The organism is Aeromonas sp. INTO2, from assembly GCF_049860605.1.
Classification (GTDB): Bacteria; Pseudomonadota; Gammaproteobacteria; order Enterobacterales; family Aeromonadaceae; genus Aeromonas; species Aeromonas caviae.
On sequence record NZ_CP187588.1, the window covers coordinates 4656836 to 4683710 of the forward strand.

Annotated in this window: 28 protein-coding genes; 22 read left to right on the plus strand and 6 right to left on the minus strand. The window is 65.8% G+C overall.

From position 1 onward, the window contains the following. The first annotated feature begins 14 nt into the window (after nt 1-14). The 15 genes from ACPW74_RS22135 (at nt 15) to ACPW74_RS22205 (ending at nt 13728) form a co-directional block, all read left to right on the plus strand. Entirely contained in the window at nt 15-959 is a 945-nt protein-coding gene (locus ACPW74_RS22135; RefSeq protein ID WP_049445215.1) for a LysR family transcriptional regulator, read from the plus strand. Continuing rightward, nucleotides 956-1219, plus strand: a complete 264-nt coding sequence (locus ACPW74_RS22140) for a hypothetical protein (RefSeq protein ID WP_023106770.1) — start codon at nt 956-958, stop codon at nt 1217-1219. The genes ACPW74_RS22135 and ACPW74_RS22140 overlap by 4 nt, the downstream gene beginning before the upstream one ends. Before the next feature lie 235 nt (nt 1220-1454). After that, on the plus strand, nt 1455-3455 hold the full coding sequence (locus ACPW74_RS22145) for a conjugal transfer protein TraG (RefSeq protein WP_049445211.1): 2001 nt from the start codon (nt 1455-1457) through the stop codon (nt 3453-3455). Further along, nucleotides 3452-3916, plus strand: coding sequence for a ribbon-helix-helix protein, CopG family (locus ACPW74_RS22150; protein WP_049445208.1), 465 nt, complete (start codon nt 3452-3454; stop codon nt 3914-3916). The genes ACPW74_RS22145 and ACPW74_RS22150 overlap by 4 nt, the downstream gene beginning before the upstream one ends. Beyond that, nucleotides 3913-4965, plus strand: a complete 1053-nt coding sequence (trbB, locus tag ACPW74_RS22155) for a P-type conjugative transfer ATPase TrbB (protein WP_049445205.1) — start codon at nt 3913-3915, stop codon at nt 4963-4965. The genes ACPW74_RS22150 and trbB overlap by 4 nt, the downstream gene beginning before the upstream one ends. Continuing rightward, on the plus strand, nt 4962-5345 hold the full coding sequence (locus tag ACPW74_RS22160) for a TrbC/VirB2 family protein (protein ID WP_014859547.1): 384 nt from the start codon (nt 4962-4964) through the stop codon (nt 5343-5345). The genes trbB and ACPW74_RS22160 overlap by 4 nt, the downstream gene beginning before the upstream one ends. Next, on the plus strand, nt 5342-5614 hold the full coding sequence (locus tag ACPW74_RS22165) for a VirB3 family type IV secretion system protein (RefSeq protein WP_004883097.1): 273 nt from the start codon (nt 5342-5344) through the stop codon (nt 5612-5614). Before ACPW74_RS22160 ends, ACPW74_RS22165 begins: the two co-directional genes overlap by 4 nt. Before the next feature lie 10 nt (nt 5615-5624). After that, a complete protein-coding gene (gene trbE / locus ACPW74_RS22170; protein WP_049445200.1) occupies nt 5625-8075 on the plus strand; it encodes a conjugal transfer protein TrbE in 2451 nt (816 codons plus the stop codon). Then, on the plus strand, nt 8072-8809 hold the full coding sequence (trbJ, locus tag ACPW74_RS22175) for a P-type conjugative transfer protein TrbJ (protein ID WP_049445197.1): 738 nt from the start codon (nt 8072-8074) through the stop codon (nt 8807-8809). The genes trbE and trbJ overlap by 4 nt, the downstream gene beginning before the upstream one ends. A 12-nt stretch (nt 8810-8821) precedes the next feature. Continuing rightward, nucleotides 8822-9112: a lipoprotein gene (locus ACPW74_RS22180; RefSeq protein WP_049445194.1), complete on the plus strand. Its 291-nt coding sequence runs from the start codon at nt 8822-8824 to the stop codon at nt 9110-9112. Continuing rightward, nucleotides 9109-10482 (plus strand): P-type conjugative transfer protein TrbL, encoded by a 1374-nt coding sequence (gene trbL / locus ACPW74_RS22185; protein WP_049445192.1) that lies wholly within the window; start codon nt 9109-9111, stop codon nt 10480-10482. Before ACPW74_RS22180 ends, trbL begins: the two co-directional genes overlap by 4 nt. A 30-nt stretch (nt 10483-10512) precedes the next feature. Further along, on the plus strand, nt 10513-11217 hold the full coding sequence (gene trbF, locus ACPW74_RS22190) for a conjugal transfer protein TrbF (protein WP_049445189.1): 705 nt from the start codon (nt 10513-10515) through the stop codon (nt 11215-11217). Continuing rightward, nucleotides 11214-12218, plus strand: coding sequence for a P-type conjugative transfer protein TrbG (gene trbG / locus ACPW74_RS22195; RefSeq protein ID WP_049445187.1), 1005 nt, complete (start codon nt 11214-11216; stop codon nt 12216-12218). The genes trbF and trbG overlap by 4 nt, the downstream gene beginning before the upstream one ends. A 2-nt stretch (nt 12219-12220) precedes the next feature. Beyond that, the gene (locus ACPW74_RS22200) at nt 12221-13489 is read left to right on the plus strand and encodes a TrbI/VirB10 family protein (RefSeq protein ID WP_049445184.1); all 1269 of its coding nucleotides are present in this window, start codon (nt 12221-12223) and stop codon (nt 13487-13489) included. Next, on the plus strand, nt 13486-13728 hold the full coding sequence (locus ACPW74_RS22205; protein WP_006472382.1) for a DUF2274 domain-containing protein: 243 nt from the start codon (nt 13486-13488) through the stop codon (nt 13726-13728). Before ACPW74_RS22200 ends, ACPW74_RS22205 begins: the two co-directional genes overlap by 4 nt. A gap of 305 nt (nt 13729-14033) precedes the next feature. On the opposite strand, the gene ACPW74_RS22210 is transcribed toward ACPW74_RS22205, so the two are convergent. Beyond that, complete coding sequence (locus tag ACPW74_RS22210; RefSeq protein WP_043154042.1) at nt 14034-15998, minus strand: LTA synthase family protein; 1965 nt, start codon at nt 15996-15998, stop codon at nt 14034-14036. A 258-nt stretch (nt 15999-16256) separates the two neighbouring features. Between ACPW74_RS22210 and ACPW74_RS22215 the strand changes: the two genes are divergently transcribed. Both ACPW74_RS22215 and ACPW74_RS22220 read left to right on the plus strand, forming a co-directional pair. Further along, nucleotides 16257-16535 (plus strand): DUF2442 domain-containing protein, encoded by a 279-nt coding sequence (locus ACPW74_RS22215; protein WP_223953912.1) that lies wholly within the window; start codon nt 16257-16259, stop codon nt 16533-16535. Nucleotides 16536-16652: 117 nt separating this feature from the next. Further along, nucleotides 16653-18269 carry an alpha-amylase family glycosyl hydrolase gene (locus tag ACPW74_RS22220; protein WP_425858472.1) on the plus strand — a complete coding sequence of 539 codons (1617 nt, stop codon included), beginning with the start codon at nt 16653-16655 and terminating at the stop codon, nt 18267-18269. A gap of 55 nt (nt 18270-18324) precedes the next feature. Here ACPW74_RS22220 and ACPW74_RS22225 read toward each other — a convergent pair whose 3' ends face one another. Together ACPW74_RS22225 and ACPW74_RS22230 are read right to left on the minus strand one after the other, a co-directional pair. Beyond that, on the minus strand, nt 18325-18855 hold the full coding sequence (locus ACPW74_RS22225) for an MgtC/SapB family protein (protein ID WP_160836811.1): 531 nt from the start codon (nt 18853-18855) through the stop codon (nt 18325-18327). Nucleotides 18856-18879: 24 nt separating this feature from the next. Continuing rightward, nucleotides 18880-20322 (minus strand): RimK family alpha-L-glutamate ligase, encoded by a 1443-nt coding sequence (locus ACPW74_RS22230; RefSeq protein WP_010672720.1) that lies wholly within the window; start codon nt 20320-20322, stop codon nt 18880-18882. 187 nt (nt 20323-20509) lie between these two features. On the opposite strand from ACPW74_RS22230, the gene ACPW74_RS22235 reads away from it, so the two are divergent. The 4 genes from ACPW74_RS22235 to ACPW74_RS22250 all read left to right on the plus strand — a co-directional run bounded on the left by ACPW74_RS22235 (nt 20510) and on the right by ACPW74_RS22250 (nt 22655). Next, complete coding sequence (locus ACPW74_RS22235) at nt 20510-20983, plus strand: GNAT family N-acetyltransferase (protein WP_042880284.1); 474 nt, start codon at nt 20510-20512, stop codon at nt 20981-20983. Further along, nucleotides 20980-21216 (plus strand): DUF3624 domain-containing protein, encoded by a 237-nt coding sequence (locus tag ACPW74_RS22240; protein ID WP_041212265.1) that lies wholly within the window; start codon nt 20980-20982, stop codon nt 21214-21216. The genes ACPW74_RS22235 and ACPW74_RS22240 overlap by 4 nt, the downstream gene beginning before the upstream one ends. 42 nt (nt 21217-21258) lie before the next feature. Continuing rightward, nucleotides 21259-22005 carry an SDR family oxidoreductase gene (locus ACPW74_RS22245; protein WP_103243819.1) on the plus strand — a complete coding sequence of 249 codons (747 nt, stop codon included), beginning with the start codon at nt 21259-21261 and terminating at the stop codon, nt 22003-22005. Between the two features lie 224 nt (nt 22006-22229). Continuing rightward, on the plus strand, nt 22230-22655 hold the full coding sequence (locus ACPW74_RS22250) for a hypothetical protein (RefSeq protein WP_279981034.1): 426 nt from the start codon (nt 22230-22232) through the stop codon (nt 22653-22655). A gap of 81 nt (nt 22656-22736) precedes the next feature. Here the strand turns inward: ACPW74_RS22250 and ACPW74_RS22255 are convergent, their stop codons facing one another. Next, nucleotides 22737-23321 carry a hypothetical protein gene (locus ACPW74_RS22255; RefSeq protein WP_041212267.1) on the minus strand — a complete coding sequence of 195 codons (585 nt, stop codon included), beginning with the start codon at nt 23319-23321 and terminating at the stop codon, nt 22737-22739. A 185-nt stretch (nt 23322-23506) separates the two neighbouring features. Here ACPW74_RS22255 and ACPW74_RS22260 point away from each other — a divergent pair, with 185 nt between their 5' ends. Beyond that, complete coding sequence (locus ACPW74_RS22260) at nt 23507-24682, plus strand: iron-containing alcohol dehydrogenase (RefSeq protein ID WP_103255098.1); 1176 nt, start codon at nt 23507-23509, stop codon at nt 24680-24682. Nucleotides 24683-24806: 124 nt separating this feature from the next. On the opposite strand, the gene ACPW74_RS22265 is transcribed toward ACPW74_RS22260, so the two are convergent. Both ACPW74_RS22265 and ACPW74_RS22270 read right to left on the minus strand, forming a co-directional pair. Further along, complete coding sequence (locus tag ACPW74_RS22265) at nt 24807-25436, minus strand: glutathione S-transferase family protein (protein ID WP_160836805.1); 630 nt, start codon at nt 25434-25436, stop codon at nt 24807-24809. 108 nt (nt 25437-25544) lie between these two features. After that, the gene (locus tag ACPW74_RS22270; RefSeq protein WP_201956627.1) at nt 25545-26813 is read right to left on the minus strand and encodes an O-acetylhomoserine aminocarboxypropyltransferase/cysteine synthase family protein; all 1269 of its coding nucleotides are present in this window, start codon (nt 26811-26813) and stop codon (nt 25545-25547) included. Nucleotides 26814-26875: the final 62 nt, after the last annotated feature.

Consider the following 26875-nt stretch of genomic DNA (forward strand, 5'->3'; position numbering starts at 1 on the left):
GAGGGGGAATCCACATGGAACTTCGACATCTGCGTTGCTTCCTGGCGGTGGCCGAAGAACTCCACTTTGCCCGTGCCGCCGAGAAGCTGCATATTGAACAGTCGCCGCTATCGCGTGCCATCAAGGAACTGGAAGAAGAGTTAGGCGAGCAGCTTTTTGTCCGCACCAGTCGCAGCACTCGACTGACTCGGGCCGGCAAGCTGTTCTTGGAGCACGTGCCCCGTGTTTTCCTTGCCATACAGCAGGCCCGCGACAGTGTGAAGGCTGCCGCCAACGGCTTCCATAGCCAACTGCGTATCGCCCTTTCCGACGGCATTACACCGTCGCGGCTGCCAGCACTGCTTGCACTCTGCCGCCAAGAAGAACCCGAAGTCGATTTGCGATTCTTTGAAGTCCCGCTGTCCCAACAAATCAAAGGACTTCATGACGACTTGTACGACGTGGGTTTTGCCCGGTCAGATGAAGTCGGGGAAGGCATTGCCGCTTTGGCCGTGTGGAACGATCCCATGATGGTGGCCGTACCGGCACGACATACTTTATTGGCCCACAAGCGCATTCCGTTGGAAGAATTGCTGCGCTACCCCCTCGTCCTCTGCGACCCGCAGGCTTGCGAAGGTCACGCGCGACAAGTGGAGCGAGTGCTACGCCGCGTGGACATGGAACCGTTGGTAGTGGAGCGGGTGGCGTCCTGCGATTTGATGATGGCGCTTGTTTCCGCTGGTTTCGGGCTCGGGTTGACGGGCTATGCGCATATAGCGGCCAGCCGCGAACAGGGCGTTGTCGCACGACCGCTGGCGGGCCGCTCGCCGATGCTGACGACATATTTGCTGCGCCTGGAGGGCGAGCCTTCAGACGCGCTGACCCATTTCATCGAGCGCGTACAGGCGATTGAATCCCCTGAGGCTAACCGTCCCGCGCCGAATATCGACCCTGACCCCCCGGAGGAACCCAAGCCATGACAAAGACGACTCCGCTCCTGCTGGCCGTGCTGCTGTCGGCCTGCGGCCCATCCGAGGCCCCGAAGCAGAAGGACATTCCAACCGTTGAAGAATTGGCCTCTGAGCCCCAACGGTTGAAAGAACTGCGCCGGCAGTGCATCACCGACCGTGCCGCGCTGGGTGACGAGCTATGCCGCAGGGTGGCCGAAGCCACTCGCAAGCGTTTTTATGGCGACGGTAAGGTGCCCTATACGCCCCAGGAGAAGCCGCCCAAATTCTAAACGCGGCATTTTGCCCGCCAAACTTCGTTTTTTTGCGTAACACGCCACGATACGCCTGTATTCGCGGCGCTTTTCTCGCGTTTCCTGAAGACTGAAACATCGCTTTTTTCGGCATTTCGATGCCGAAAACGGTCTTTGACCGGCACCGACCCGGCACTGATCCTCGCGCTATGCGGCACGTCCCCGTGCCGCAAGTGGACGAGGAATCAGAGCAGGGGAAATCGGAGGCCAGTCTATGCAAGGTCAGGGCGTGCTGTTCGGGCAGATCGCCGCCGTCTTCGGCATCGTGATCGCCGGCGTGTGGGGTGCCACACAATGGACAGCCGCCGCCCTGGGCTATCAACTACGCCTTGGCTCGCCCTGGTTCGACTTCTTCGGCACGCCGGTCTATCACCCCTGGCGGCTGTTCGAGTGGTGGTTCTTCTTCGACGCCTACGCGCCGCAGGTCTTCGACATCGGCGGGTCCATTGCGGGCGGCAGCGGCTTGCTGGCCGTGGTGGTGGCCATCGCCATGTCGGTGTGGCGCTCGCGCCAGGCCAAGCTGGTCACGACCTACGGTTCAGCGCGCTGGGCCGAAGCGGATGACATTCGCAAAGCCGGGCTGACGCAACCGGCGGGCGTCTTCCTCGGCAAGTACCGCAACGAGTACCTGCGCCACGAAGGCCCGGAACACGTCCTGACCTTCGCGCCTACGCGCTCGGGCAAAGGTGTGGGCCTGGTCGTTCCTACGCTGCTGTCCTGGCCCGCGTCCGCCGTCATCCACGACATCAAAGGCGAGAACTGGCAGATCACCGCGGGCTGGCGCTCGCGCTTCTCGCACTGCCTCCTGTTCAACCCCACCGACCCGGCATCCGCTGCCTACAACCCGCTGCTGGAGGTTCGGCGCGGTGCGTATGAGGTGCGCGACGTGCAGAACATCGCCGACATTCTGGTCGATCCCGAAGGCGCGCTGGAGAAGCGCAACCACTGGGAGAAGACTTCGCACGCGCTGCTGGTCGGAGCCATCCTGCATGTGCTCTACGCGGGCGAAGACAAGACGCTGCGTGGCGTCGCCAACTTCCTGTCCGATCCGGCCAGCCCGTTCGAGCTGACCTTGCACCGGATGATGACGACAAAGCACCTGGGCGATGCACCGCACCCGGTTGTCGCATCCGCCGCCCGCGAAGTGCTCAACAAGTCGGACAACGAGCGTTCCGGCGTGTTGAGCACCGCCATGTCGTTCCTCGGCCTGTACCGTGATCCCACGGTGGCCGAAGTCACGTCGCGCTGCGACTGGCGCATCGCCGACCTGATAGCGTCCGAGCATCCGGTGTCGCTGTACCTGGTGGTGCCGCCTTCGGACATTTCGCGCACGAAGCCGCTCATCCGCCTGATCCTCAACCAGATCGGGCGGCGGCTCACCGAATCACTCGATGGCTCCGACGGCATCGAGCGCCGCCACAACCTGCTGCTGATGCTCGACGAGTTCCCGGCCCTGGGCCGGCTCGACTTCTTCGAGACAGCCTTGGCCTTCATGGCGGGCTACGGCATCCGCAGCTTCCTCATCGCGCAGTCGCTCAACCAGATCGACAAAGCCTACGGCCAGAACCATTCGATTCTGGACAACTGCCATGTCCGCGTGACGTTTGCGACCAACGACGAACGCACGGCCAAACGCATTTCCGAAACGCTCGGCACCGCGACCGAACTGCGCGCGCAGCGCAACTACGCAGGCCACCGGCTCGCGCCATGGCTGGGGCATCTGATGGTGTCGCGGCAGGAGACGGCTCGCCCGCTGCTGACGCCCGGCGAAGTGATGCAGCTTCCGATCGACGAAGCCGTGGTGATGGTGTCCAGCGTGGCGCCGATCAAGGCGAAGAAGCTGCGCTACTACGCGGACGCGAATTTCAAGAGCCGCGTGTTGCCTCCGCCCGCGCTCGCGGCAGGGCAATACGCCGATGCGCCACCGGCCCGGCCAGACGACTGGAGCGGCATGGCGATCCCCGCCGTTCCCGCCGCACCGGCCACCGCAGCCACCGATGGCCTGGGCGGCACCGACGACGGCGGCCCGCGCCGCCAGCCGGAGCTATCCGAAGTCGCGGAATACAGCCCCGACCCGCAGCCCGCCGGCAACGACCTGGGGCTGCTCGATGACGACGACGACCTGCTGTTGCCGCTCCCTCGCCAGTTCGATCCGGCCATGCAACGCACGGCCCGGCTGGCTTCCCTCGACCCCAACGACGGAATCGACTTATGAGCCAATACCGCCTCAATCTGTTCATCCAGCCCGAGCACGCCAAGCGCCTCGAAGAACTGGCCGCCAAGAAAGGCGTGTCCAAGTCGTCCATCGTCGCGGCGGCGCTCGCATCGTGGCTGTCGCCCGATGCCGGCGACCAGCGCGAGGCGGCTATCGCCAAGCGCTTGGATCGCCTGTCGCGGCAGGTCGAGCGGTTGGAGCGTGACCAGAACATCCAGATCGAAACACTGGCGCTGTTCGTCCGCTACTTCCTGACTGTCAGCACGCCGGTTCCCGAAGCCCATCAGGACGCGGCCCGCGCCCAGGGCAAAGCACGCTTCGAGCAGTTCGTCGAACAGCTCGGCCGACACCTGCTGCGCGGCCGCAGCCTGGTGCGCGATGTGGTGGAAGAACTGCACCCCGACCCGATGAGGATGGATGACGCGGCGGCACTGGCCGAGGCGCAGGAGCGTGCCTCATGAGCGCAGTGCCGAAGCCATCTTCTGCCGTCTCGCTGGATCGCCGCATACAGATGTTGCGCACGGCCATGGGGCCGCTGATCGCCGCCGCGCTCGAAGACCCCGATGTGGTCGAAATCATGCTCAACCCCGACCGCACCCTATGGGTGGATCGTCTGTCGTCGGGCCGCGCGCCCTTGGGCGTGGAACTGCCCGAGGCCGATGGCGAACGCATCATCCGGCTGGTGGCCGCGCACGTCGGCGCGGAAGTGCATCGCGGACGACCGCTGTTGACCGCCGAGCTGCCCGAAACCGGCGAGCGGTTCGAGGGCATCCTGCCACCCGCCGCGCCCGGCCCGGCTTTCGCGCTGCGCAAGCGCGCCGTGAGCATCATCGGCCTGGATCGCTATGTGGCCGACTGCATCCTGACCGCAGGCGAGGCGGACTTCCTGCGCCGCGCCGTGCGCGAGCGCCAGAACATCCTGATCGCCGGGGCGACCAGCAGCGGCAAGACCACGCTGGCGAACGCGCTGCTGGCCGAGATCGCCGCCACCGGCGACCGCGTGCTGGTGCTCGAAGACACCATCGAGCTGCAATGCGCCGCCCGCGACCATGTGCCGCTGCGTACCCGCGCTGGCGTCGTGTCCATGACCGAGCTGGTGCGCGCCACGATGCGCCTGCGGCCCGACCGCGTGATCGTCGGCGAAGTGCGCGGCGGCGAAGCCCTGGACTTGGTGAAGGTATGGGGCACCGGCCATCCGGGCGGCATCGCCACCATCCACGCCGGTTCCGCGCTGGGCGCGCTGCTGCGCCTCGAACAGTTGATTCTCGAAGTGGCGGTGAACCCGCCGCGTGCGCTGATCGCCGAGGCGGTCAACGTCGTCATCCACATCGCCGGACGCGGCCGCAAGCGCCGCGTCGAAAGCATCGCCCGCGTCGTCGGCTTCGACGGTGTGGGCTACCGCCTGGCGGACGCGCTGGAAACGCCGTTTCCCGAGCTGATGCCGGTTCCTCTCGCAGCCGATGCCGCTGCGCCTTCCTTGTCCCCTGACCAACCTGGAGAACTGCCATGACGCAGATGCACGCTCACGCTTTCCGTAATTCCGTAAATCCGGTTTCGACCATCGCACGCCTGCGGCGGCTGGTCGGCCCTGCGCATCACGGCCTGCTGCTGGCCGCCGTCATGTTGATGACGGCGGGCACGGCAAAGGCATCCGGTTCCTCGATGCCGTGGGAAGGCCCGCTGCAATCCATCTTGGAGTCGATCCAGGGGCCGGTGGCGCGCATCGTCGCCGTCATCATCATCATTGCCACGGGCCTGGCGCTCGCCTTCGGCGACACGTCGGGGGGCTTTCGCAAGCTGATCCAGATCGTCTTTGGCCTGTCCATCGCGTTCGCGGCGTCGAGCTTCTTCCTGTCGTTCTTCAGCTTCTCCGGCGGGGCGGTCGTATGAGCGGGCCGGACAGCTTCGCGGCAGGCTTCGAGGTGCCGCTGCATCGCTCGCTGACCGAACCGCTTTTGATGGGCGGCGCACCGCGCACCGTGGCGATTGCCAACGGCACGCTGGCCGCCGCCGTCGGGCTGGGCCTGCAACTCTGGATTCCCGGTGTCGTGCTCTGGATCGTCGGCCACTCGCTGGCGGTGTGGGGCGCGCGCGTCGATCCGCAGTTCATGCAGGTCTTCGCCCGGCACATCAAGCACAAGCCGCTGCTGGACGTGTGAGGGGGATGCCATGCTGAACCTTGCCGAATACCGCCAGCGGCCCGCATTGCTGGCCGACTGGCTTCCCTGGGCCGGGCTGATTGCGCCGGGCGTGGTACTGAACAAGGATGGTTCGTTCCAGCGCACGGCGCGCTTTCGCGGGCCTGATCTGGACAGCGCCACGCAGGGCGAATTGATCGCCACCACGGCGCGGCTGAACAACGCGCTGCGCCGGCTGGGTTCCGGCTGGGCACTGTTCATCGAAGCCGAGCGCCGACCGGCCGCAGACTATCCGCACTCGGAGTTTCCCGAGCCGCTGTCCTGGCTGGTCGATGAGGAACGCCGCGCCGCCTTCGAGGAATCGGGCAATCACTTCGAGAGCGCCTATCACTTGACGCTGGCCTATCTGCCGCCCGAGGAATCCCGAGCCCGTGCGGCCAAGCTGCTCTACGAGCACGCGCCGGGCGATGGCGTGGACTGGCGCGGTCGTCTCGATGCCTTCGTGGCGGAAACGGATCGGGTGTTTGACCTGCTCGATGGCGTGATGCCGGAAATCGCCTGGCTCGATGACGCGCAGACGCTGACCTACCTGCACGCCACGGTGTCCACGCGGCGCTACCGCGTGGCCGTGCCGGAAGTGCCGTTTCACATCGACGCGCTGCTAGCCGATTCCGCGCTGGTCGGCGGCCTCGCGCCCATGCTGGGCGACCAGCATCTGCGCGTGGTGTCGGTGCGGGGCTTCCCGACCTCGACCTGGCCGGGCTTGCTGGACGACCTCAACCGCCTGGGTTTTGCCTATCGTTGGAGTACCCGGTTCCTCTGCCTTGACAAAGCCGAGGCGGAAAAGGAGCTGGGCCGCCTGCGTCGTCAATGGTTCGCCAAGCGCAAGAACGTCATCGCCTTGCTGCGCGAAACGATCTTCCAGCAGGAATCGCCACTGGTGGACACGGATGCCAGCAACAAGGCGGCCGACGCCGACGCGGCCTTGCAGGAGCTGGGCAGCGATCAAGTGGCCTTCGGCTACCTCACCGCCACGGTGACGGTACTCGATGCCGATCCAGTCGTGGCCGACGAAAAGCTGCGCATGGTGGAGCGCGTGATTCAGGGCCGGGGCTTCGTGACCATCCCTGAAACGCTCAATGCCGTGGATGCGTGGCTGTCGTCGGTGCCGGGCAACGCCTATGCCAACGTGCGCCAGCCCATCGTCTCGACGCTGAACCTGGCGCACATGATGCCGCTGTCGGCGGTGTGGGCTGGCCCGGAGAAGAACGTCCACCTCGACGGCCCGCCGCTGATCGTCACGCGCACCGATGGCGCCACGCCGTTCCGGCTGGTGACGCACATCGGCGACGTGGGGCACACGCTGATCGCAGGGCCGACCGGCATGGGCAAATCCGTGCTGCTGGCGATGCTGGCCTTGCAGTTCCGTCGCTATGGCGGCTCGCGCATCTTCGCCTTCGACATGGGGCGCTCGATGCGCGCCACCATCCTCGGGCTGGGCGGCGAGCATTACGACCTGGGCGCGGACGGCGGTATCGCCTTCCAGCCGCTCGCCCGCATCGACGGCGAGGGCTACCGCACCTGGGCGGCCGAATGGGTGGAAGGCCGGCTGCTGCACGAAAGCGTGGCCGTCGGCCCGGACGAGAAGGCTGCCATCTGGTCGGCGCTCGGCAGTCTTGCCGGTGCGCCGGTGGAACAGCGCACGATGACCGGGCTCTCGGTGCTGCTGCAATCGAACGCGCTGCGCCAAGCCCTGTCGCCCTATGTGCTCGGCGGCGCGCACGGCAAGCTGCTGGATGCCGACCGTGACCGGCTCGGCAGTGGCGACGTGCAGGGCTTCGAGATGGAAGAACTCATGCACAGCCCCGCGGCCGTGCAAGCAGTGCTGCGCTATCTGTTCGCCCGCTTCGATGCGCGTTTCGACGGTGCGCCCACGCTGCTGATCCTCGATGAAGCCTGGCTTTTCCTTGATGAACCATCCTTCGCGGCACGCATCCGGCAATGGTTGAAGACGCTGCGCAAGAAAAACGTGTCGGTGATCTTCGCCACGCAGTCGCTCGCTGACATCAAGGATTCGACCATCGCGCCCGCGATCATCGAAAGCTGCGCGAGCCGGGTTTTCTTGCCCAACCCGCAAGCGACCGAACCGCAGATTCGCACGATCTACGAAGGCTTCGGCCTGAACTCGCGGCAAATCGAAATCGTCGCCACCGCGCAGCCCAAGCGGGACTACTACTACCAATCGCGCCTGGGAAACCGCCTGTTCGACCTCGACCTGGGGCCGGCCGCGCTCGCCTTCGCGGGCGCATCCACACCGCAAGACCAACGCGACATCGAGCGCGTGCTGACGCAGGCCGGCGCTCCCGGCTTCGCCGGCGCGTGGCTGCGCCATCGCGCCCTCGATTGGGCCGCTGACCTGCTGCCGTCCTCACCGGCGGCGGCTTCTTTCCTCGCTACTCAACCGCTGGAGGTTTCGCCATGAAGACCCGTGTGCTTTCCGTTTCGCTCGCCGCCGCGCTGTCGGTGTCGCTGCTGGCCGTGCAGCCCGCATCGGCGCTGACGGTGTTCGACCCGTCCAACTTCGTGCAGAACACGCTGACCGCCGTTCGCACGCTGGAGCAGATCAACAACCAGATCAACCAACTTCAGAACGAGGCGCAGATGCTGATGAACCAGGCGCGCAATCTGGCGAATCTGGATTTCAACATCGTCAACCGGCTGCGCTCCACGCTCGCCACCACCGAACGCCTGATCGCCGAGGCGCAGGGGCTGGCCTACGACGTGCAGAGCATGGATGCCACGTTCTCGCGCCTGTACCCGGAGCAGTACGCCGCCACCATCAGCGGCGACCAGATGCTGCGCGATGCGCAGGAACGCTGGAAGAACACCCTGAACGGCCTGCACACCGCGATGCGGATGCAGGCGCAGGTGTCGCAGAACCTGGCGAAAGACGAAAGCGCGCTGGCCGACCTCGTGAGCCAGAGCCAGTCGGCCACCGGCGCGCTGCAAGCCATGCAGGCCACCAATCAACTGCTGGCGCTCCAGGCCAAACAGTCGATTCAGACCCAGCAGCTCCAGATCACGCAAGACCGGGCGGCTTCGCTGGAACTGGCGCGGCAGGCGGCGGCCACCGAGCGCGCCCGCGAAGTGCGGCGGCGCTTCCTCGGCACCGGCACGCCGTACACGCCGCAGACCGTCAATTTCTACAACAACTGACGGGAGGCGGCCATGCGATGCGCTCCTGTCCTGCTGGCCGTGCTGCTGACCGCGTGCGGCCAGCAGCCGGCCGAAGACCTGGCCGCGACCTTGGCCGCCGATCCCGTGCGGCTCAAGGCGCTGCGCGCCCAATGCGCGACCGATCGGCAGGCTGCTGGCGAAGACGCCTGCCACGCCGCCGCCGAAGCCTTCCGGCGGCGCTTCTTCGCCGGCCACACCGGGCCGGACGAGTACCGGACGCTGGCCGAACTGCCGCCGATTCCGCCGAGCTTCGATGAACCCACAGGGGAGAACACGCCATGAACGACGTGACGATCATCGACAGATTCCTCGATACCTTCTCGCGCTACATCGACTCCGGTTTCGGTCTGCTGCAAGGCGAAGTCGCGTTCCTGACGGCCACGCTCATCGTCATCGACATGACCATCGCCGGCCTGTATTGGGCCATGAGTCATGCGACCGGCCAGGGCGAGGACGTGATCGCCAAGCTACTGCGCAAGGTGCTTTACGTCGGTGCCTTCGCCTACATCATCGGCAACTTCAACTGGCTGTCGGGCATCGTGTTCCGGTCATTTGCGGGACTAGGTATCACCGCCACCGGCTCCGCCATCACGATGGAGAACTTCTTGCAGCCGGGCCGGCTGGCGAAGACGGGCATTGACGCCGCTGCGCCAATCCTCGACCAGATCGGTGACATGGCCGGCTTCCCCGAAGTGTTCGTGAACCTCGACCCCATCGTGGTGCTGTTCATCGCCTGGCTGGTGGTGATCCTCTGCTTCTTCGTGCTGGCGGTACAGCTTTTCATCACGCTGATCGAGTTCAAGCTGACCACGCTCGCCGGTTTCGTCCTGATTCCGTTCGCACTCTGGAACAAGACGAGCTTCCTTGCGGAAAAGGTGCTCGGCAACGTGGTTTCGTCGGGCATCAAGGTCTTGGTACTGGCCGTCATCGTCGGCATCGGCTCGGGCCTGTTCGCGGAGTTCCAGGTTCATCCCGACGAGCCTTCCATCGACCACGCGCTGGTCGTGATGCTGGCCTCGCTCGCGCTGCTGGCGCTGGGCATCTTCGGCCCCGGGATCGCCACCGGCCTCGTGTCCGGTGCACCGCAGCTCGGCGCGGGCGCGATGGCGGGCGCGGCCGTCGGCGCGGTCGGCACCGGTGTTGCTATCGGTGCCGCCGCGACTGGCGTGGGCGGTGCGGTCATGGCGGGCGCACGCATGGCCCCGGCCGCCGCCAAGCTCGCCGGCAGCGGCGCACGCGCCGCCACGTCGGCGGCCAGCAGCGCCAAGTCCGCATTCCAGGCCGGTTCCGCCGCTGCGGGCGGCGGGGCCAAGGGCGCGGCGGCGGGCCTGGGCAACGTCGCCAAGACCGGCGCACAGGCCGCAGGCCGCCGCGCTGCATCGGGTGTGTCCGCTGCCGGGCAGAAGGTGGCCGGTTCCTTCCGTGCTGGCTGGAACGGCGCGGATGCCGGCGCTGCCGGTTCCGGCCAGGCCGCTGCAAGCGAAGGCACGGAAAGCGCCGCCAGCGCGCCGAAGCAGGAGCAACCCGCCTGGGCCAAGCGGATGCACCGCCGCCAGCAGATCACCCATGCCGCCACCACCGCCGCCCACACGCTGCGCGGTGGCGACGGCGGCGGCTCGGGGCAAGGCCCGAGCCTGCGCCCCGATGAGTGACCCGATACCTGACCTTCAAGGAGAACACCCATGCGATTCAAACGCCCGCAGGTGCGCTACGCCGACACGCCGCAGCCTGCCACCCCGTACCAATCCGCCGCGCAGGTGTGGGACGACCGGATCGGCTCGGCCCGCGTGCAGGCCAAGAACTGGCGTTTCATGGCCTTCGGCTGCCTCACGCTCGCGCTGCTGATGGCCGGCGGCCTGGTGTGGCGCTCGGCGCAGTCCATCGTCACGCCCTATGTCATCGAGGTCGATCAGTCGGGGCAGGTGCGCGCCGTCGGCGAAGCCGCCACGCCGTACCGGCCCGCCGATGCGCAGATCGCGCACCACCTGGCGCGCTTCGTGACTCTGGTGCGCTCGCTGTCCATCGACCCCATCGTGGTGCGGCAGAACTGGCTCGATGCCTACGACTACACCACCGACAAAGGCGCGGCCATTCTCAACGACTACGCCAGCAAGAACGACCCATTCGCCCGCATCGGCAAGGAGTCGGTGACGGTGCAGATCACCAGCGTCGTGCGCGCCAGCGACACGTCTTTCAACGTGCGCTGGACAGAGCAGCGATTCGTCAATGGCGCACCCGCTGGCACCGAACGCTGGAACGCCGTGCTTTCCACCGTCCTGCAAACCCCGCGCACTGAACAGCGCCTGCGCAAGAACCCGCTGGGTATCTACGTCAATGGCTTGTCGTGGAGCCGCGAACTGGATTCGTCCGAAGGAGCCAAGCCATGAATGCACTTTTCCGTAAATCCGTTTTCCCGTTAATCCTGCTGGCCTCGACTGTTCTGTTCTCGGGCTGCGCCTCGCAGGGCAAGCCGCCGCCGTCCATCTCGCTCGATGAGCCGGTGCAGGCGCAGCCGCTGCGGGAGCCACCCGCGCCGGTGGAAGTGGTCGCCGTGCCCGAGCCGCTGGCACTCCCGGCGCAGTTGAAGCCGCTGCCCGAGGTGGACACAGCCCCGGCTATACCGGAGCCGGCCGACGAGAAGGTGCGCGTCTCCCGTGCCAACGCCGAAGCGCGCATTGCGCCGACCCGCGAGGGCTACGTCAATGCGATTCAGGTGTGGCCTTTCACCGATGGCGCGCTCTATCAGGTCTATGCCGCGCCGGGGCGCGTGACCGTGGTTTCGCTCCAGCCCGGCGAGGAACTTGTCACTGTCGCGGCTGGCGATACCGTGCGCTGGATTGTGGGCGACACGTCCAGCGGCAGCGGCGATGCGCTGCGCGTCAATGTGCTGGTCAAGCCCATCCGCTCGGGCCTCAAAACGAACCTGGTCATCACCACCAGCCGCCGGACGTACCTGCTGGAGCTGACCTCGACGGAAAAGGCATGGATGGCGTCGGTGTCCTGGGACTACCCGAAAGACCGAATGCTGGCCTTGCAGCGTCAGTCGCAGGCGGCCAGCGCCGCCGCGCCTGTCGATACCGGCTTGTCGCTGGAGAAGATCCGCTTCCGCTACGCGGTCAGCGGCAGTAATCCGCCGTGGAAGCCGCTGCGCGCCTTCGATGACGGCGAGAAGGTCTATATCCAGTTCCCGCCGGGCATCGCGCAAGGCGAGTTGCCACCGCTGTTCGTGATCGGCGCGCAGGGCGACGGGCAACTGGTGAACTACCGCTTCCGCTCGCCGTACTACATCGTGGATCGGCTGTTCGGCGCTGCCGAACTGCGCCTGGGCGGTGACGGCGGCGACGTGGTGCGTATCGAACGCACGGATGGCGTGGCGCGGAGGAACTGACCATGAGCCAGGACGACACCCCCGACCTCGCCACGCCACAGGCGGGCAAGGTAGCACCCGAAGCGGTGGCGCTGCGCGCCCAGCCGCGCCCGGTCACGCGGTTGAACCGGCGCACGCTGGCCATCCTCGCCGGCACCCTGTCGGTCGCAGTGCTCGGCGCGCTGATGTGGTCGCTGCAACCGCAGCGGCGCGGCGCAGGCGAGCAGACCGAGCTTTACAACGTCGATCGCGTCTCGAAGTCCGAAGGGCTGGACGCGCTGCCGGCCGACTATTCCAAGCTGCCGCCGAAGGTGCCGGAGCTGGGGCCACCGCTGCCTGGCGATCTTGGCCCGGCCATCGTGAAGTCGCAGCAGCCGGTGACGGCCGCCTACGCGGCCCCCGGCCACGACCCCAACGACGCGCTGCGCAAGGAAGCCGAATCGGCGGCGGCATCGTCGGTGTTCTTCCGCTCGGGTTCGCAGAAGGCCGCGCCGGTGGCGCAGACGCAGGTGGCTGCCGCGCAGGGCTTCGCCGCCAATGCGGCCTTCGACCCGCTGGCGGCTGGCCCGGCCTCGACGGCGGCCCAGCCTGCCGACCCGACCGCCGTACAGAACCGGCAAGACCAGAAAGAGGCTTTCCAGAAAGCCGGAACCACGGAAACCCGTAATTCCGGCAATCTGACCTTGCCGGCTTCGCCGTATCAGGTCATGGCCGGAACGGTGGTGGCCGGGGCGCTGGTGACAGGCATCAAGTCGGACTTGCCCGGCGACGTGATCGCCACGGTGACGGAGCCGGTCTATGACACCGCCACCGGCAAGTTCCTGCTGATCCCGCAGGGTTCGCGCATCCTGGGCAAATACAACAGCCAGGTCAGCTACGGGCAGAGCCGCGTGCAAGTGGTGTGGAACCGGATCATCCTGCCCGACACGTCTTCGCTCACGCTCGACAACTTGGCCGGCACCGACCCGGCTGGTTATGCCGGGCTGGAAGACGACGTGGACTATCACTGGGGCCGCATCTTCGCCGGGGCGGCGCTGACGACGCTGCTGGGTGTTGGTGCTGAGCTGGCCGCACCGGAGAACCGGCAGGACGGCAACCGCATCGTCATCGCCGGGCGCGACAGCGCCCAAGACAGCATCAATCAGGTCGGCCAAGAGATGACCCGGCGCAACATGAACATCCAGCCGACGCTGACGGAGCGGCCGGGCCTGCCGGTTCGCATCATCGTCAACCGTGATCTGGTGCTGCGTCCGTACCAGCCACTTTTCTTCCAGAGGGGGACTTCACGATGACGACGCGCAAGCTGCGGCTCGGGCCGCTGCCGAAAACGGAATCCACGAAGCTGACCTTTGCTTGCCCGGCCAGCCTGAAAGCCGACCTCGACCGCTACGCTGCGCTGCACGCGCAGACCTACGGCGAGGCGGTCGATGCCACGGTGCTGATTCCGCACATGCTGGAAGCCTTCATGGCCGGGGATCGGGGATTCAGGAAGGGAGGCGCGGGCAAGGCCGCGCCACCGAAGCCAAGCTGATGATGCCGGTTTCCCGTGGTATCCATCCCTCGAACGCGCAGCCCAAGGCTGCGCGTTCTTCGTTCTGGAGGGCTGCGGCGTTGTGGGCTATGATGGTGAAACGCGGCCGCCGTCTGCTGGCAATCGTCCCCGATGCAGCACTCTCCGGCTTTCTACCGCGACGCTCTTATGTGGCTCCTAGCCCACAACGCCGCAGCCCCGCAAAGCGGCCCGAAGTAGAGCTAAACCCGTGCCCCATATAGACTTCCGGCCATCAGGCTGTTTTCACAAACGCTTGACACCGGAACTTTTTTGTGGGCGGTTCCTCAGTTGAGAGCCAGCCGGCTGTCCTGCGCCGTCCGGTAGAGCCCCTGCTGATAGGCCAGGCTGCCCCACAGAACCAGCCCCAGGGCGGCATCCTTCATGGCGCCTGGCTGCGGCGCCGGGGTGAGCGTTTCGGTCGCATCCTCGTAGATGAAGCCTTCCGGCGCCCGCTCGGGCTGCAGGATCACCACATCCTTGCCGCGCATCAGGGCGAAGTTCTTGTCGTACTGCATGATGGCGCGCCCAGGCCAGTCGGCGGGCATGCGGGTGAGATCCTTGCCCAGCATGGGGTAGTCGGCACTGATGCCCATGAGGGAGAGCAGGGTCGGGGCCATGTCGATCTGGCTGACGATGCGGGGATCCTTTCTCGGTGCTATGCCGTCCCCCAGAATGACCCCCGGGATGTGGAAGCGGGGGATGGGCACCAGACTGGCTCCCCCGACCCGGCTGTCGTGATCGGCGATGACCAGGAACAGGGTGTCCTTCCAGTAGTCCGATGCCCTGGCCTTCTTGAAGAACTCGCCGACGGCGTAGTCCGCGTACTTGGCGGCGTTGTTGCGGGTCTGCTTGGGCTGCTCGTACAGGGCGATGCGGTTGTCGGGGAATTCGAAGGGATCGTGGTTGCTGGAGCTGAACACCAGGCTGAAGAAGGGTTTGCCCTCCTTGTGCAGCGCCGCGAAGGTCTCGTTGGCCTTGGCCATCAGATCTTCATCCGAGGCGCCCCAGGATCCCTCGAACACCGGGTTCTTGAAGTCCTTCTGCTCGACGATGGTGGTGAAGCCGTTGCCGAGGAAGAAGCTGCGCATGTTGTCGAAGTGGCTCTCGCCGCCATAGATGAAGCTGGTGTCATAGCCTCGCTGCTTGAGCAGGTCGGCGATGGTGAAGAAGTTGGTCTGGCTCTTGCCGAGCTTGACCACGGCCTGGGCCGGGGTCGGCGTGAAGCCGGTGAGCACCGCCTCGATGCCGCGTACCGAACGGGTACCGGTGGCGTAGAGCTGCTCGAACGCCCAACCCTCTTTCGACAAGGCATCGATGTTCGGGGTGAGCGGCAGGCCGCCGAGGGAGCCGACGAACTGGGCCCCCAGACTCTCTTGCAGCAGGATCACCAGGTTTTTGGGCTTGCCCTGGTAGCTGGCCGTGTTGAAGGTCTGGCTCGGCAGATCGGCAGAGGTGAAATCGCCGAGAGGGCGACCGCTCTCCTCGCGGACTATGTCGAGTACCTGATGGTCAGCCATCTTGCCGTAAAACTGGCTGGCGTCCTCCTCGGCCCCCATCTGCTTGATGGCAAAGAAGAGGGAGTAGGCGGAGTTGACGGTGAGGGCGTTGACCAGGGGATCGTCCGCAAAGGCCACCATGGCCGGATTCAAGGCGCGATGGCCGAGACTGGAGCGGGCGCCGAGGAAGCCGACGGCGAGGATCAGCAGGGCGAAGGCGGGGCGCCAGTACCAGCGGGGGAAGCTTAGGTCACGCACCAGGCGGCCGCTCAGCCACCAGCCACCGCCCAGCACGGCGCCGCTGAAGATCACGGCCAGCAGCAGTTCGCCCTTGCGGCCAGCCCACAGCATGGAGAGCACCTCCTTCGGATAGATGAGGTACTCCACATAGAGGCGGTTGGGACGTACCCCGTATTCGGTGACGAAGGCGGGAGTGGAGATCTCGAGAAAGAGCATCAGCCAGAGCCCCAGGGTGAGCCAGATCCGGATAAGCTGCATCCAGAGCCGCCCCGGCGCGTGGGGCCCGGCCAGCAACTGGGTCAAGACGGCGGGTACGCCCCAGACCCAGCAGAGGGTGGCGACGTCGACGCGAATGCCTTGCAGCAGCATCTCCTGCCAGCCAGAGACGGCATCCACCCGTTCCAGTTGCCAGAGCCCCAGGCCAAGGCGGCTGATGGTCAGGGAGATGAGCGCGATCAATGAAAAGACGGCGATGGGCCAAACCGGTCCCAGCCATTGTCTGATGGTGGTCATATTGTTCCTGCAAACCTGTTTGCGCCCAGTCCCCGGACGCATTGTTGTTATGGTGCAGGAGTATGACAGTGGCGCCTGGCAAAGGTTGCATGGGGGGGAGGTATAAATGGAGAAGCTGGCACGTTTTATGATTTTTTTGTGACGGGATGCAGGGTTCTAAGAGAGCATAAAACGCTGGGAAAACTGTGATCCTGCTGGCACATCGAGACAATGGTCGTGCCTATAATGGCGCCGGATTTCTCAATCGGAGCCGAAGGGATGCCGGTCTTCATCGATGTGGAATATATGCAGGGCTGGGCTCTGTTCGTTGTGCTCTCCGACGGCACCACAGGCGTGCTGGATCTCACCCCCTGGCGCGGCCAGCCGCTGTTTGCGGCCATGGAGACCGAGCGTCGCTTCGCCCGTGTCTTCATCGATCATCGCCATCAACTGGCATGGCCCTCGGGCTTCACCCTGGCGGCCCACGAGGTCTACCACCTGATCCTGCCCATCGACGAGCGCGCCGCCTTCCCCGATCGCAACATGCATCGCTTCTGACATGCTAACTCGTTGAGTCAGGTAACGTTTTCAGTCACAGACCCGCGTCGGTCAGGTCGTTATCATGACCCCAGTGCGGCGCTTTGGGCGCCCATCCACCACAGCGGGAACATAACAATGAAACAAGGAACGTTGCGTCGTGGCGGCCTCATCGGGGCCGCCCTGTTACTGACGGCTTGCGGCAGCGGGGGAGGCGGTGGCAGCAGTGACCCCCAGCCTCCGGTGGTCAATCCGCCCCCCGCGTCGGCCAGCCGCGCCTGCTACGGCAATGATCAGCCAGCCTGCAACCTGCGCACCTACCAGGTGATGGTGGAGTCCTTCGTCGACGGCGACGGCAGCGCCAACTACGGCGTCGGCTACGGCCCCTCCCGGCACAACGGCGATCTGCAGGGGATCATCGACAGCCTCGACCACATCAAGAGCCTCAACGTCAACGCCATCTGGCTCACGCCGGTGTTTGACTCCTGCGCCGGCCAGGCCGGGGACGACCGGCTGGATGCCACCGGTTACTTCGCCTGCGACTTCTTCAACGTGGATCCCAACTTCGGCAGCAACGCCCAGCTTAAAAAACTGGTGGACGGGGCGCACCAGCGCGGGCTCTATGTCTTCCTCGACGGGGTGTTCGGCCACGTCAACAAGGTGGGGGTGAGCAAGCCTTCACCAGAGGGGCGGCTGCCTGCCCTCAAGAGCGGCGGCGCAGGCTACCCGGGTCAGCTGGTGGATTACGGCCAGCCCGAGAGTCTGGCCTACTTCAAGGAGGTGGCCCGTTACTGGGTCGAGCAGTACGGCATCGACGGCTGGCGCCTCGATCAGGCTTATCAGTTGGGGCTGGATGACTGGCGCGCCATTCGCAGCGAGGTGGCGCGGGCCAGCGCGGCGCGCAAGGCCGCCGGCCAGCAGTGGGGCACCCTCGGCTACATGGTGGGGGAAGTGTGGAAGGGCGCCGACGAGATCCGCGCCCAGGCCTATGGCCCGAGCGACAACCCGGCGCTCTCTTCGGCGTTCGACTTCCCCCTGCGCTACGGCCTGGTACAGGCGCTGGCGGTGGAAGAGTCCGGCAAGGGCGGGCAGGGGGCCAGCGTGCTCGACGCCAGCTGGAACAAGGTGGAGAACTACCCGGACCATGCCATGCCCAACCTGATGCTGGGCAACCACGATCTGGTGCGCTTCGGCGATCTGCTGGAGCGGGGCAACTTCAATGGGGCGGACTACTGGCAGCGCCACAAGGCGGCCTTCAGCTTCATGGCCGCCCGCTCCGGTCCCATTACCTTCTACTATGGCGAGGAGTTTGGCGACGAGGTGCCTGGCTTTGCCAGTCAGGTGGGAGGCGACTGTGCGGCCCAGGGGCTCTGCGATGATCACGTGGCCCGCAGCGATGGCAAGGTCCCCGGTGTCACCGGCTTCGTGCCGAGCAGCGAGCAGGCCGAGCTCAAGCAGTGGCTGAGCGCTCTGCTGGCCCTGCGCGCCGCCCACCCCGCCCTCTATCAGGGGGAGCGGGTCAAGCTGGTGGCCGAGGGGAGCGTCTATGGCGACATCAAGCAGACGGCGGGCGAGCAAGTAGTCTACCTGCTCAATGTCTCCACCACGCCTCAGAGCTACGCCGTGCCGGTCGGCAAGCTGCGCAGCGGCAGCGCCCTGGTGGATCTGCAGAGCGGCGAGAACCTGGCCATCGGTGGCAGCAGCGTGACGGTGGACTTGCCGCCCCTCACCGGCCGCTTCCTGCTGGTGCGCTGAGGGAGGCAGACAACAGAAAGGGCTCCATAGTGGAGCCCTTTTTCATGGTGGCGGCTTACTTCTCGATGCCGCTGCCCAGATCGTCCCGGCGGGAAGAGACCGAGGGCTCGGCCCCGTGGCGCCAGTGTTCCAGCCGATTGTGCACCCCGCGGCGCAGGCTCTTGAAGCTGGCTTCCAAGTAGTCCACCCCCACCAGGATGGAGAGGGTGACGCCGGTGAGCAGCAGCGCCTGATGCAGCATGTCCATGCCGATGAGGGCGCCGAGGGCGGCCAGCATCCAGATGGCGGCGGCGGAGGTCACCCCCAGCACCTGACCATCCCGGGTCATCATGACCCCGGCCCCGAGAAAGCCGACCCCGGTGATGAGCTGACCCAGCACCCGCGCCTGATCGGCGCCCTGAGGACTGACGGCGGCGCCGATGGCGAGAAAACAGTAGGTGCCGAGCACGATGAGGGAAGAGGTGCGGATCCCCACCGGCTTGCCGCGAAGCTGCCGCTCCAGCCCCACCAGGGTGCCACACACCAGACAGACCAGGATGTTCTCCCAGCCAAGGGGCGCGATGTCCCACCACTGCATTGTCATCATATCCACCTCTGCTCGCGATGCTTGTTATCCTGTCGCGCTCTGCCCCCGGTTCTCCAGCCGCTGGCGGAAGGCCCGGGCGAGGCGCTCGTAGAGGTCCTTTGCCTCCCTGTCTTCAATATCGCCACGTATCCAGGGGTTGTCGATGATTTCCAGCAACACGCAGCCCTGACCCTGCTGGCGCAGATCCACCCCGAACAGGCCGTTGCCGAGCTGGTGCACGGCGCGGCGGGCGGTTTGCAGCACCCGCTCCGGCACGTCGCTGAGGGGCAGCGCCTCGATGCGGCTCATGTCGAGGGGGTGTTTGCGGCGACGGATGCGGTTGCCGGGTTCGGGTCGGTAGCGGCGGCAGGCGAACAGCGGCGAGCCGTCGAGAAAGCCGATGCGCCAGTCGAACTCGGCAGGGATCCGGCTCTGGACCAGCAGCAGGGCGGAGCGGGCCAGCCCCTCGTCCAGCAGGCGGGCGAGCTGGATGTCATCGCTGGCCATGGCGAGGTCGCGCCCCTGGGCGCCGTCGGGGATCTTCACCATCAGCGGCAGACCGAGGCGCTGCACCAGTTCGTCCACATGCTGGCGGCCGCGGCGGGTCACGACGGTGGTGGGGGGCATGGGCACGCCGCTGCGCACCATCAGCTCGTAGAGATAGAGCTTGTTGCTGCAGGCGAGGATGGCACGGGAGCTGTCGATGACCGGCATCTTGAGCTGCTCGGCACGGCGGGCAAATTCGAAGGTGTAGTGGCCGACCGCGGTCTCGGCGCGCAGCCAGAGGGTGTCGAACTCCGGCAACCGCTCGATGGCCGAGGGAGGCAGGATCTCGGCCTGGATCCCCTGGGCAGCGGCCGCCTTGATGAAACGCTCCAGCGCCAGGGCATCGCTGCTGGCGCGGCCGTCGTTGGGGTCGACCAGGATGGCGAGCTGGTAGCGTGGCGCCGTCTGTTCCTCGTCCCCCGTGCCCACCAGCGCCTGGGCGTGCTGCACCATCAGCGCCTTCTCGCTCGGGCTCAGCGCCAGCGGTGACAGGCTCTCCTGCTGGCGCACCGACCAGCCGTGGCGACCGCGCTTGAGGGTCAGCTCCTGCAGCGGCAACTGGCTCAGGCCGTAGTAATAGCGGGCGAGCCCCGCCAGCTCGCTCTGTTCGCACTGGCCGAAGATGGCGCGCACCCGGATCCTGTCCTCGCTCTGCTGGGCCAGCCAGCCCTGCAATTTGCGCCACAGCTTGGCGGGAGGCTGCTGGGGTTGCAGCCTGCTGATGGCCTGCAATCCCGGCAGGCAGTGGTGGCCGCGGGCCTGGGCCAGCAGGGAGCAGTAATAACCGGCCCCCAGGTGTTCCAGGCTGCGGCAGAGGTTGATGATGCGCGGACGCCCCCCTGTGGTGGGCAGACCGTGTTGCAGGTAGGTGCGGGCGGTCAGCAGATAGTCGGCATGGCAGGGCCAGTCGCCCGGCTCCTCGACGATGACATAGGTACTCATATTTTCAGGCTCCACAGAAAGGACTGCCAGAAACGGCAGGATCCCCAGTGGGCTTCGATGCACCGACAAGCACGACAATGGCGCGAGGGGAAACAAGAGGTTACAGTGCCTAATATTCTGCCTTGGTAACTTGTGATACAAGTCGCATTTCTGGTGCTGAGGATAAATAACCGAACAAGGACTCCCCGTGTTGACCGTGCGCGCCGCCCGAGCCGATGATTTGGGCGCCATCGTGAAGCTGGAACGCTACTGTTTCCCCCCCGAGGTCGCCTTCGGCCGCAGCCGCTGGCACTATCTGCTCAATCAGGCCAAGGGGCGCACCCTGCTGCTGCAAGACGAGAAGGCGCAGGTGATGGGCTATGTGAGCGTGCTGGAGCACAAAGGCTGGGATCGTCTCATCATCCAGACCCTCGCCATCCGCTGGACCGTCCGCCGTCAGGGGTGGGCACGCCGCCTGCTGGAGCAGGTGATCCGGGAAGGGCGCGAGGCCGGCTGGGGGGCGATTCGCCTCGAAGTCGCCGACGCCAACCCAGAAGCCAGGACCCTCTATCAGGGGCTGGGGTTTCGCCCCGGGGTACGGCTGCCCGATTATTACGGGCCCGGCCAGCATGCCCACCGCCTGGTGCTGGCGCTGGGGGATGAGCGGCAGGAGCCATCATGAGTTGCGAGGATTGCCTGGCTACGGCCATCAGGGCCAAGCTCGGGCGCTGCCCGGTCTGCGCCGCCCAGACCTTTCTCATCGGGGTCGTCGGCTGGCTGGTCTGGTGGTGGTGCGGCGCCGATACCTCGGTCAACGCCCTGACCGGCCTGCTGTTTGCGCTGGGGGGCTCGGGTCTCTTCCTGCTGCATCTGGCGGTCTTCGCATGGCGAAAGCTGGGCAAGCGCGACATATAACGTGCTGATTTTTCAAGAAGACAAATAACAATGGAGGTTCACATGATTGCAATGGTAACGGGCGCCTCGTCCGGCTTTGGTGAGGCCATCAGCCGCCTGCTGGTGAGCGCAGGCCACCGGGTGATCGGCACCGGGCGTCGCGCCGAACGGCTGGCCGCCCTGTCCGAGGAGCTGGGCGAGCAGTTCCTGCCCCTGGTGTTCGACGTCCAGGACAAGGCTGCCACCCGCGCCGCCATCGAGGGGCTGCCGACCGAATGGCAACAGGTGGACCTGCTGGTCAACAACGCCGGCCTGGCACTGGGGCTGGAGCCTGCCCACAAGGCGGATCTGGAAGACTGGGAGCAGATGATCGCCACCAACATCAGCGGCCTGACTCTGATCACCCGGTTGCTGCTGCCGGGCATGGTGGCGCGCAACCGCGGCCACGTCATCAATATCGGCTCCATCGCAGGGACCTACCCCTATCCGGGCGGCAACGTCTACGGCGCGACCAAGGCGTTCGTGAAGCAGTTCAGTCTCAACCTGCGTGCGGATCTGGCGGGCACGGCGGTGCGTGTCACCAACGTGGAGCCGGGTCTGTGTGGCGGCACCGAGTTCTCCAACGTGCGCTTCCACGGCGACGACGCCAAGGCGGCCACCGTCTATCAGGGGGTGCAGGCCATCCTGCCGGAAGACATCGCCAATACCGTACTCTGGATCAGCGAGCAGCCTGCCCACGTCAACATCAACAGCATCGAGATCATGCCGGTGGCCCAGACCTTCGGCCCGCTCCACATCAGCCGTCGCTGATGTCATGACGAGCCGACTCCTGTCCACAAGAGGCGCCTTCGGGCGCCTTTTTTGATGGGTCTGGTCGCACTCGTCATGGAGTGCAGAAGGAGGCGTGCTGCGACCCCGTGCTGAACCGTCGAAAGAGGGGGGTACTCAAGTTGGCCTGCATTTTGCTGTCTCCGGCCCATGGCGGGGAAACCATCCCCGGAGCCGGCGAGGCCGGCAGTGAGCGTGGAGCCTTCATGGATATCAAACCCTATGGTCATCAACTCGCCCAGAGCGCGTCCCAGAACCGTGCCCTGGCGACCCTCAGCGACAGCGATGACAAGCAGAGCGGCTGGTCTCAGCAGGTCAGCCTCTCCAGTCAGGTGCTGACCGGCAAGGCGCAGCAGGCGTTGACCTACGAGCATCTGGCCAGAAACGGCAAGAACACAGTCCTGACCGGTGGTGTCAAGGATGCGCGGGTGCAGCAGATGGTGGACAAGGCCCTGGGCTTTGATCGCAAAAAACTTGACGATCTCGAGCGTCAGCTCAAGGGGATAGCGGATGACAAGACGCTCTCTGCCGAGGAGCGCGAAACGCAGAGCAAGGACCTGGCCGCGCAGCGCGATGCCATGCTCAAGGAGGCCATGGATCGTCTCACCGGCAAATCTGCCTCCCAGGCATGATGTGATTCAAACGGCAATCCTTGGGCGTTAAAGGCAAGGGGTTGCCCCCTTGCCACGGGGCTGGCAGGCCGTGGTCAGGGCTCAGGGACTCTGGGGGGCGATGCCGATGGCGATGGCGGTGGTCTGCACGGCCTTGATCTGGTCCCCCTTGGCGATGAGGGCGAACTGGGCCGGATCCTGCACCTTGAGGGTCAGGGTATGGTCGACCCCCTTGACCCGGATGGTCTGGTGCGCCTTGTCCACGTCGATGACGTCGGCATAGATGGTTACCTGCATGCCGGCGCCGGCAGCGGGTTTCTCCCCGGCCGCCGCCTTGCCCCCTTCCACTTCCACCACCCGTTTTCTCACCCCGGCGGTGCCCTTGAGCAGGGTCAGGTCCAGCAGTTGCAGATATCTCAGGGCCACGACATCTCCCACCTTGAGCTGGGGAAGGTTGGTCACCTCCTCCCCGGCGATCAGGTCCAGGGTCTGCCCTTCGGCATTTTTCAGGCTGACCTTGCGGGTGGCCAGGTCGATGGCGGTGACGGTTGCCCTGGCGGTCAGTTCTTCGGCCAGGCTGGCTTGTCCGGGGGCCACGGCCACATGGGTGGTGACCTCGGCGGCATAGAGCAGGGGAGGGGCACAGAGGGTGAGGGCACCCGCAATCCAGGCGTGCTTCAGTTTCATGATAGAGACCCTGTGAGTGGGAAAGGGACCCCGGGAGGGGTTTGAGGGGGCGACGAACTCGTCTGCCCGCTATCACCATAGCAAAGCCGGGCAGGAGCGCCCGGCATCGGCAGGCTGGCATCGTATTTTTGACGACAGGCTCCCGTTTTTGACCTGATGGCACGGCAGGCGCACAATTCCCCGGCATGCAATCAACCGAGGGCTCTGCCGTGTACAACTTCCAATATGCCAATCCCACCCGCATCTGCTTTGGTGAAGGCCAGATAGCCACTCTGCCGGAGCTGATCCCGGTCGGCAGCCGTCTGCTGGTGCTCTACGGCGGCGGCAGCATCAAGCAGAACGGGGTCTATGACCAGTTGACCCAGGCGCTGGCAGGTCGGGAGTGGCTGGAATTTCCCGGTATCGGCGCCAACCCCCAGTACGACCAGCTGATGGAGGCGGTGGATCTGGTCAAGCGCGAGCGTATCGACTTCCTGCTGGCGGTGGGTGGCGGTTCCGTGGTGGATGGCACCAAGTTCGTGGCCGCTGCTGCCTGCTTCGAGGGGGACGATCCCTGGGAGATCCTGCGGGACAAGGCCCCCATCAAGGCAGCGCTGCCGCTGGGCTGTGTGCTGACCCTGCCGGCCACCGGTTCGGAGAGCAACCCCGCCGCCGTGGTGAGCCGGGGGGAGGCCAAGCTCTCCTTCTACAATCCGCTGGTGCAACCGGTGTTTGCGGTGCTGGATCCCGCCACCACCTACAGCCTTCCGCCGCGCCAGGTGGGCAATGGCGTAGTGGATGCCTTCGTCCACATCCTCGAGCAGTACCTCACCTTCCCGGTGGGGGGCGAGGTGCAGGACCGGCTGGCGGAAGGGCTGTTGCAGGTGCTGGTGGACAACGGTCCGCGGGCGCTGGCGGAGCCCACCAACTACCAGGTGCGTGCCAACCTGATGTGGGCGGCCAGCCTGGCCCTCAACGGCCTCATCGGTCGCGGCGTGCCCCAGGACTGGTCCACCCACGCCATCGGTCACCAGCTCACCGCCCTGCATGGGCTGGATCATGCCCAGAGTCTGGCGGTGGTGCTGCCCTCCCTGCTGCGGGAGCAAGCGGCCCAGAAGCAGGAGAAGCTGGCCCAGTTCGCCGAGCGAGTATGGCACTCCAGCCGCGAGGACAAGGCACTGCGCATCGAGGAGGCGATCATCCGCACCGAGCAGTTCTTCCAGCAGATGGGGGTGGGTACCCGTCTCGCCGACTATGGCCTGGATGCGCGCTGCATCCCGGGGATCTGTTCCAACCTCAAGCTGTTCGGCCTGACCGCCCTCGGGGAGCAGCAGGACATTGATCCCGACAAGGTAGCCAGGATCCTGTCCCACGCGCTGTAAGTCATCCTGGCAACCATAGTGGCGCGGATCCTTTCCCTCGCCCTCTGATCACCGGCTGGCCAACGGAAAAGAGAACGCCCCGATCATCGGGGCGTTTTGCAGGGTGTCACCGGGGCACTGCCGTTTATTCGGCGCTGCGGTCCAGCTCGCGCTCCAGCGCCGCCGCCTTCTGGCGGGCCGGATGGGTATTGAGGCGCTGCCAGTAGGCTTGCAGATGCGGGAACTGGGCCAGCTGGCCGCTCTGGGCCAGCAGATCCACCAGGAAGGAGTTCAGGATGTCGGCGCCGGTGAGGCGATCGGCCACCAGGTAGTGGCGGCTTGCCAGCACCTCATCGAGGTAGCCCAGCACCTTGGTACACTCGGCTTTGGCGTAGTCCGGCAGGAAGCGCATCGGGCTGCCATCCTTGCGCACGAACATATCGAGCAGCAGCGGCAGAATACCGGAGCTCTCGGCGAAGTGGAGCCACTGCAGGTATTCGGGATACTCCGGGCTGTCAGTGGCCGGTGCCAGCCGTTCCGGAGCGTGGCGGGCGATCAGGTATTCGGTGATGGCACCGGATTCCGCCAGCACCCGGCCGTCAAACTCGATGACCGGCGACTTGCCGAGGGGGTGGACGGCCTTGAGCTCGGGCGGCGCCAGGAAGGTGGCGGCATCGCGCTGGTAGGCCTTGATCTGGTAGGGCAGGCCCAGCTCTTCAAGCAGCCAGATGATGCGCTGGGAGCGGGATTTGTTCAGGTGGTGCAGGACTATCATGGAAACCTCGACGCAGTGACGGAAGGCGGTGATACGCAGCGCCCCGGCAGCAGGTTCACTTATGGATGAAAAAGAGCGGGCGTGGTGCCCGCTCCTTCGTCGATTGACTCAGGCCTCCAGCGCCTGATCCAGATCCGCCAGTATGTCCTCGATGGCTTCGATCCCCACCGACAGCCGGATCATCTCAGGTTTCACTCCAGCCTTGGCCTGCTCCTCTTCGCTCAACTGGCGATGGGTGGTGGAGGCGGGGTGGCAGGCCAGGGACTTGGCGTCGCCGATGTTGACCAGCCGCTTGAAGATCTTGAGTGCATCGTAGAAGCGCACGCCCGCCTCGTAGCCCCCCTTCAGGCCGAAGGAGAGGATGGCCGAGGGGCGACCGGCCATGTACTTCTCCGCCAGCGGGTAGTGGGGGTGACCCGGCAGACCGGCGTAGCTGACCCAGGCCACCTTGGGGTGATGCCTGAGGTGATGGGCGACCCGCAGGGCGTTGTCCACGTGGCGCTCCATGCGCAGGCTCAGGGTCTCCAGCCCCTGCAGCAGCAGGAAGGCGTTCATGGGCGCCAGCGCCGCGCCGGTATTGCGCAGCGGCACGGTGCGCACCCGGCCGATGAAGGCCGCCGGGCCGAAGGCCTCGGTGTAGACCACCCCGTGATAAGAAGGCTCGGGTTGGGTCAGTTGGGGGAAGCGCTCGGCGTGATCCGCCCAGGGGAACTTGCCCGAGTCGACGATGACGCCCCCCAGGGAGTTGCCGTGGCCGCCGACATATTTGGTCAGGCTGTGCACCACGATGTCGGCGCCGTGTTCGATGGGTTTGCACAAGACCGGAGTGGCGACCGTGTTGTCGACGATGAGCGGCACGCCGCGGGCGTGGGCGGCCTTGGCCAGGGCGGCGATGTCGACGATGTTGCCGGCCGGGTTGCCGATGCTCTCGCAGTAGACCGCCTTGGTTTTGTCATCGATGAGGGCGGCGATGGCCTCGGCGCTGTCATCCTTGGCGAAGCGTACCTCGACCCCGAAGCTCGGCAGCATGTGGGCGAACAGGGTGTAGGTGCCGCCATAGAGTTGGGGGGTGGAGACGATGTTGTCACCGGCGGCGGTCAGCGCCTGGATGGCGTAGGTGATGGCGGCGGAGCCCGCCGAGACCACCAGGCCGGCGATGCCCCCTTCCAGCGCGGCCATCCGCTGCTCCAGCACATCGTTGGTGGGGTTCATGATGCGGGTGTAGATGTTCCCCGGCACCGCCAGATTGAACAAGTCCGCCCCGTGCTGGGCGCTCTCGAACTCGTAGGCCACCGTCTGGTAGATGGGCACGGCAACGGCCTTGGTGGTGGGGTCGTTGGCAAAGCCGTGGTGCAGGGCCAGGGTCGCATCTTTCATCACACACTCCTTGTTGGATGTCACCATTATGGATGGATAGACGTCCAATCTATCAGGCCCAG